This window comes from Pseudomonas sp. B7 (assembly GCF_016735645.1).
Classification (GTDB): domain Bacteria; phylum Pseudomonadota; class Gammaproteobacteria; order Pseudomonadales; family Pseudomonadaceae; genus Aquipseudomonas; species Aquipseudomonas glycinae.
In genome coordinates this window covers 1-5,562 of record NZ_JAERRE010000023.1, presented here as the reverse complement: position 1 = coordinate 5,562, position 5,562 = coordinate 1, and the positions used below count along the sequence as shown (strand labels likewise).

2 tRNA genes and 3 rRNA genes are annotated in these 5,562 nt (G+C 51.5%); all 5 read left to right on the top strand.

What is annotated here, in order from left to right:
* Positions 1 to 344: 344 nt before the first annotated feature.
* The 5 genes from JKA62_RS28825 (at position 345) to rrf (ending at position 5,561) form a co-directional block, all read left to right on the top strand.
* Positions 345 to 1,880 (top strand): 16S ribosomal RNA (locus JKA62_RS28825).
* Positions 1,881 to 1,961: 81 nt separating this feature from the next.
* Positions 1,962 to 2,038 (top strand) — tRNA-Ile (locus JKA62_RS28820).
* Between the two features lie 30 nt (positions 2,039 to 2,068).
* Positions 2,069 to 2,144: transfer RNA gene (locus tag JKA62_RS28815), tRNA-Ala, on the top strand.
* A 244-nt stretch (positions 2,145 to 2,388) separates the two neighbouring features.
* A 23S ribosomal RNA gene (locus tag JKA62_RS28810) occupies positions 2,389 to 5,279 on the top strand.
* A 166-nt stretch (positions 5,280 to 5,445) separates the two neighbouring features.
* Positions 5,446 to 5,561: ribosomal RNA gene (gene rrf, locus JKA62_RS28805) — 5S ribosomal RNA — on the top strand.
* The 16S, 23S and 5S rRNA genes sit together here with 2 tRNA genes alongside, the layout of an rRNA operon.
* The last annotated feature ends 1 nt before the right edge of the window (position 5,562 follow it).

Sequence of the window (5,562 nt, the reverse complement as noted above, 5' to 3'; positions counted from 1 at the left end):
AAAAGAGGTGTTGACAGCAGCGTGTAACGCTGTAGAATTCGCCTCCCGCTAACGAGAGATCGGAAGCGCAGTGGTTGAAGTTGTTGAAGAAATCTTCGAAAACTTCTGAAAATAATCACTTGACAGCAAATGAGGCTGCTGTAGAATGCGCGCCTCGGTTGAGACGAAAGATCTTAACCAACCGCTCTTTAACAACTGAATCAAGCAATTCGTGTGGGTGCTTGTGGAGTCAGACTGATAGTCAACAAGATTATCAGCATCACAAGTTACTCCGCGAGAAATCAAAGATGTAACCAACGATTGCTGAGCCAAGTTTAGGGTTTCTTAAAAACCCAAAGATGTTTGAACTGAAGAGTTTGATCATGGCTCAGATTGAACGCTGGCGGCAGGCCTAACACATGCAAGTCGAGCGGATGAAGGGAGCTTGCTCCTGGATTCAGCGGCGGACGGGTGAGTAATGCCTAGGAATCTGCCTGGTAGTGGGGGACAACGTTTCGAAAGGAACGCTAATACCGCATACGTCCTACGGGAGAAAGCAGGGGACCTTCGGGCCTTGCGCTATCAGATGAGCCTAGGTCGGATTAGCTAGTTGGTGAGGTAATGGCTCACCAAGGCGACGATCCGTAACTGGTCTGAGAGGATGATCAGTCACACTGGAACTGAGACACGGTCCAGACTCCTACGGGAGGCAGCAGTGGGGAATATTGGACAATGGGCGAAAGCCTGATCCAGCCATGCCGCGTGTGTGAAGAAGGTCTTCGGATTGTAAAGCACTTTAAGTTGGGAGGAAGGGTTGTAGATTAATACTCTGCAATTTTGACGTTACCGACAGAATAAGCACCGGCTAACTCTGTGCCAGCAGCCGCGGTAATACAGAGGGTGCAAGCGTTAATCGGAATTACTGGGCGTAAAGCGCGCGTAGGTGGTTCGTTAAGTTGGATGTGAAATCCCCGGGCTCAACCTGGGAACTGCATCCAAAACTGGCGAGCTAGAGTATGGTAGAGGGTGGTGGAATTTCCTGTGTAGCGGTGAAATGCGTAGATATAGGAAGGAACACCAGTGGCGAAGGCGACCACCTGGACTGATACTGACACTGAGGTGCGAAAGCGTGGGGAGCAAACAGGATTAGATACCCTGGTAGTCCACGCCGTAAACGATGTCAACTAGCCGTTGGGAGCCTTGAGCTCTTAGTGGCGCAGCTAACGCATTAAGTTGACCGCCTGGGGAGTACGGCCGCAAGGTTAAAACTCAAATGAATTGACGGGGGCCCGCACAAGCGGTGGAGCATGTGGTTTAATTCGAAGCAACGCGAAGAACCTTACCAGGCCTTGACATCCAATGAACTTTCCAGAGATGGATTGGTGCCTTCGGGAACATTGAGACAGGTGCTGCATGGCTGTCGTCAGCTCGTGTCGTGAGATGTTGGGTTAAGTCCCGTAACGAGCGCAACCCTTGTCCTTAGTTACCAGCACGTAATGGTGGGCACTCTAAGGAGACTGCCGGTGACAAACCGGAGGAAGGTGGGGATGACGTCAAGTCATCATGGCCCTTACGGCCTGGGCTACACACGTGCTACAATGGTCGGTACAAAGGGTTGCCAAGCCGCGAGGTGGAGCTAATCCCATAAAACCGATCGTAGTCCGGATCGCAGTCTGCAACTCGACTGCGTGAAGTCGGAATCGCTAGTAATCGCGAATCAGAATGTCGCGGTGAATACGTTCCCGGGCCTTGTACACACCGCCCGTCACACCATGGGAGTGGGTTGCACCAGAAGTAGCTAGTCTAACCTTCGGGAGGACGGTACCACGGTGTGATTCATGACTGGGGTGAAGTCGTAACAAGGTAGCCGTAGGGGAACCTGCGGCTGGATCACCTCCTTAATCGACGACATCAGCTGCTCCATAAGTTCCCACACGAATTGCTTGATTCATTGAAGAAGACGAAAGAAGCAGCCCGAAATTGGGTCTGTAGCTCAGTTGGTTAGAGCGCACCCCTGATAAGGGTGAGGTCGGCAGTTCGAATCTGCCCAGACCCACCAATTTTGTGTGGGAAACGCCTGTAGAAATACGGGGCCATAGCTCAGCTGGGAGAGCGCCTGCCTTGCACGCAGGAGGTCAGCGGTTCGATCCCGCTTGGCTCCACCACTACTGCTTCTGAAGTAAGAGCTTAGAAATGAGCATTCCATCGCTGCGATGGTGAATGTTGATTTCTAGTCTTTGACTAGTTCGTTCTTTAAAAATTTGGGTATGTGATAGAAAGATAGACTGATGGCCACTTTCACTGGTGGTGATCAGGCTAAGGTAAAATTTGTGAGTTCTCTTAGTTGAGAAATTCGAATTTTCGGCGAATGTCGTCTTCACAGTATAACCAGATTGCTTGGGGTTATATGGTCAAGTGAAGAAGCGCATACGGTGGATGCCTTGGCAGTCAGAGGCGATGAAAGACGTGGTAGCCTGCGAAAAGCTTCGGGGAGTCGGCAAACAGACTTTGATCCGGAGATGTCTGAATGGGGGAACCCAGCCATCATAAGATGGTTATCTTGTACTGAATACATAGGTGCAAGAGGCGAACCAGGGGAACTGAAACATCTAAGTACCCTGAGGAAAAGAAATCAACCGAGATTCCCTTAGTAGTGGCGAGCGAACGGGGACTAGCCCTTAAGTGGCTTTGAGATTAGCGGAACGCTCTGGAAAGTGCGGCCATAGTGGGTGATAGCCCTGTACGCGAAAGTCTCTTAGTCATGAAATCGAGTAGGACGGAGCACGAGAAACTTTGTCTGAATATGGGGGGACCATCCTCCAAGGCTAAATACTACTGACTGACCGATAGTGAACTAGTACCGTGAGGGAAAGGCGAAAAGAACCCCGGAGAGGGGAGTGAAATAGATCCTGAAACCGTATGCGTACAAGCAGTGGGAGCAGACTTTGTTCTGTGACTGCGTACCTTTTGTATAATGGGTCAGCGACTTATTTTCAGTGGCGAGCTTAACCGAATAGGGGAGGCGTAGCGAAAGCGAGTCTTAATAGGGCGTCTAGTCGCTGGGAATAGACCCGAAACCGGGCGATCTATCCATGGGCAGGTTGAAGGTTAGGTAACACTGACTGGAGGACCGAACCGACTACCGTTGAAAAGTTAGCGGATGACCTGTGGATCGGAGTGAAAGGCTAATCAAGCTCGGAGATAGCTGGTTCTCCTCGAAAGCTATTTAGGTAGCGCCTCATGTATCACTGTAGGGGGTAGAGCACTGTTTCGGCTAGGGGGTCATCCCGACTTACCAAACCGATGCAAACTCCGAATACCTACAAGTGCCGAGCATGGGAGACACACGGCGGGTGCTAACGTCCGTCGTGAAAAGGGAAACAACCCAGACCGTCAGCTAAGGTCCCAAAGTTATGGTTAAGTGGGAAACGATGTGGGAAGGCTTAGACAGCTAGGAGGTTGGCTTAGAAGCAGCCACCCTTTAAAGAAAGCGTAATAGCTCACTAGTCGAGTCGGCCTGCGCGGAAGATGTAACGGGGCTCAAACCATACACCGAAGCTACGGGTATCACGCAAGTGATGCGGTAGAGGAGCGTTCTGTAAGCCTGTGAAGGTGAGTTGAGAAGCTTGCTGGAGGTATCAGAAGTGCGAATGCTGACATGAGTAACGACAATGGGTGTGAAAAACACCCACGCCGAAAGACCAAGGTTTCCTGCGCAACGTTAATCGACGCAGGGTTAGTCGGTCCCTAAGGCGAGGCTGAAAAGCGTAGTCGATGGAAAACAGGTTAATATTCCTGTACTTCTGGTTATTGCGATGGAGGGACGGAGAAGGCTAGGCCAGCTTGGCGTTGGTTGTCCAAGTTTAAGGTGGTAGGCTGAAATCTTAGGTAAATCCGGGGTTTCAAGGCCGAGAGCTGATGACGAGTTGCCTTTAGGCGACGAAGTGGTTGATGCCATGCTTCCAAGAAAAGCTTCTAAGCTTCAGATAACCAGGAACCGTACCCCAAACCGACACAGGTGGTTGGGTAGAGAATACCAAGGCGCTTGAGAGAACTCGGGTGAAGGAACTAGGCAAAATGGCACCGTAACTTCGGGAGAAGGTGCGCCGGTGAGGGTGAAGCACTTGCTGCGTAAGCCCACGCCGGTCGAAGATACCAGGCCGCTGCGACTGTTTATTAAAAACACAGCACTCTGCAAACACGAAAGTGGACGTATAGGGTGTGACGCCTGCCCGGTGCCGGAAGGTTAATTGATGGGGTTAGCTAACGCGAAGCTCTTGATCGAAGCCCCGGTAAACGGCGGCCGTAACTATAACGGTCCTAAGGTAGCGAAATTCCTTGTCGGGTAAGTTCCGACCTGCACGAATGGCGTAACGATGGCGGCGCTGTCTCCACCCGAGACTCAGTGAAATTGAAATCGCTGTGAAGATGCAGTGTATCCGCGGCTAGACGGAAAGACCCCGTGAACCTTTACTATAGCTTTGCACTGGACTTTGAATTTGCTTGTGTAGGATAGGTGGGAGGCTTTGAAGCGTGGACGCCAGTTCGCGTGGAGCCATCCTTGAAATACCACCCTGGCAACTTTGAGGTTCTAACTCAGGTCCGTTATCCGGATCGAGGACAGTGTATGGTGGGTAGTTTGACTGGGGCGGTCTCCTCCTAAAGAGTAACGGAGGAGTACGAAGGTGCGCTCAGACCGGTCGGAAATCGGTCGTAGAGTATAAAGGCAAAAGCGCGCTTGACTGCGAGACAGACACGTCGAGCAGGTACGAAAGTAGGTCTTAGTGATCCGGTGGTTCTGTATGGAAGGGCCATCGCTCAACGGATAAAAGGTACTCCGGGGATAACAGGCTGATACCGCCCAAGAGTTCATATCGACGGCGGTGTTTGGCACCTCGATGTCGGCTCATCACATCCTGGGGCTGAAGCCGGTCCCAAGGGTATGGCTGTTCGCCATTTAAAGTGGTACGCGAGCTGGGTTTAGAACGTCGTGAGACAGTTCGGTCCCTATCTGCCGTGGACGTTTGAGATTTGAGAGGGGCTGCTCCTAGTACGAGAGGACCGGAGTGGACGAACCTCTGGTGTTCCGGTTGTCACGCCAGTGGCATTGCCGGGTAGCTATGTTCGGGAAAGATAACCGCTGAAAGCATCTAAGCGGGAAACTTGCCTCAAGATGAGATCTCACTGGAACCTTGAGTTCCCTGAAGGGCCGTCGAAGACTACGACGTTGATAGGTTGGGTGTGTAAGCGCTGTGAGGCGTTGAGCTAACCAATACTAATTGCCCGTGAGGCTTGACCATATAACACCCAAGCAATTTGCGTCGGCTCTCTAAACCAGAGCAACCAGATTGCGGTGTGTGAAGACGAAAATGAACCGAAAGTTCGACGCTCACAAAGCACCGAAAGCTGTCACATACCCAATTTGCTGAAGCGAGGCCATCCGGTCACGAGTCAGTACCCGAATTTCTTGACGACCATAGAGCGTTGGAACCACCTGATCCCATCCCGAACTCAGAAGTGAAACGATGCATCGCCGATGGTAGTGTGGGGTTTCCCCATGTGAGAGTAGGTCATCGTCAAGAT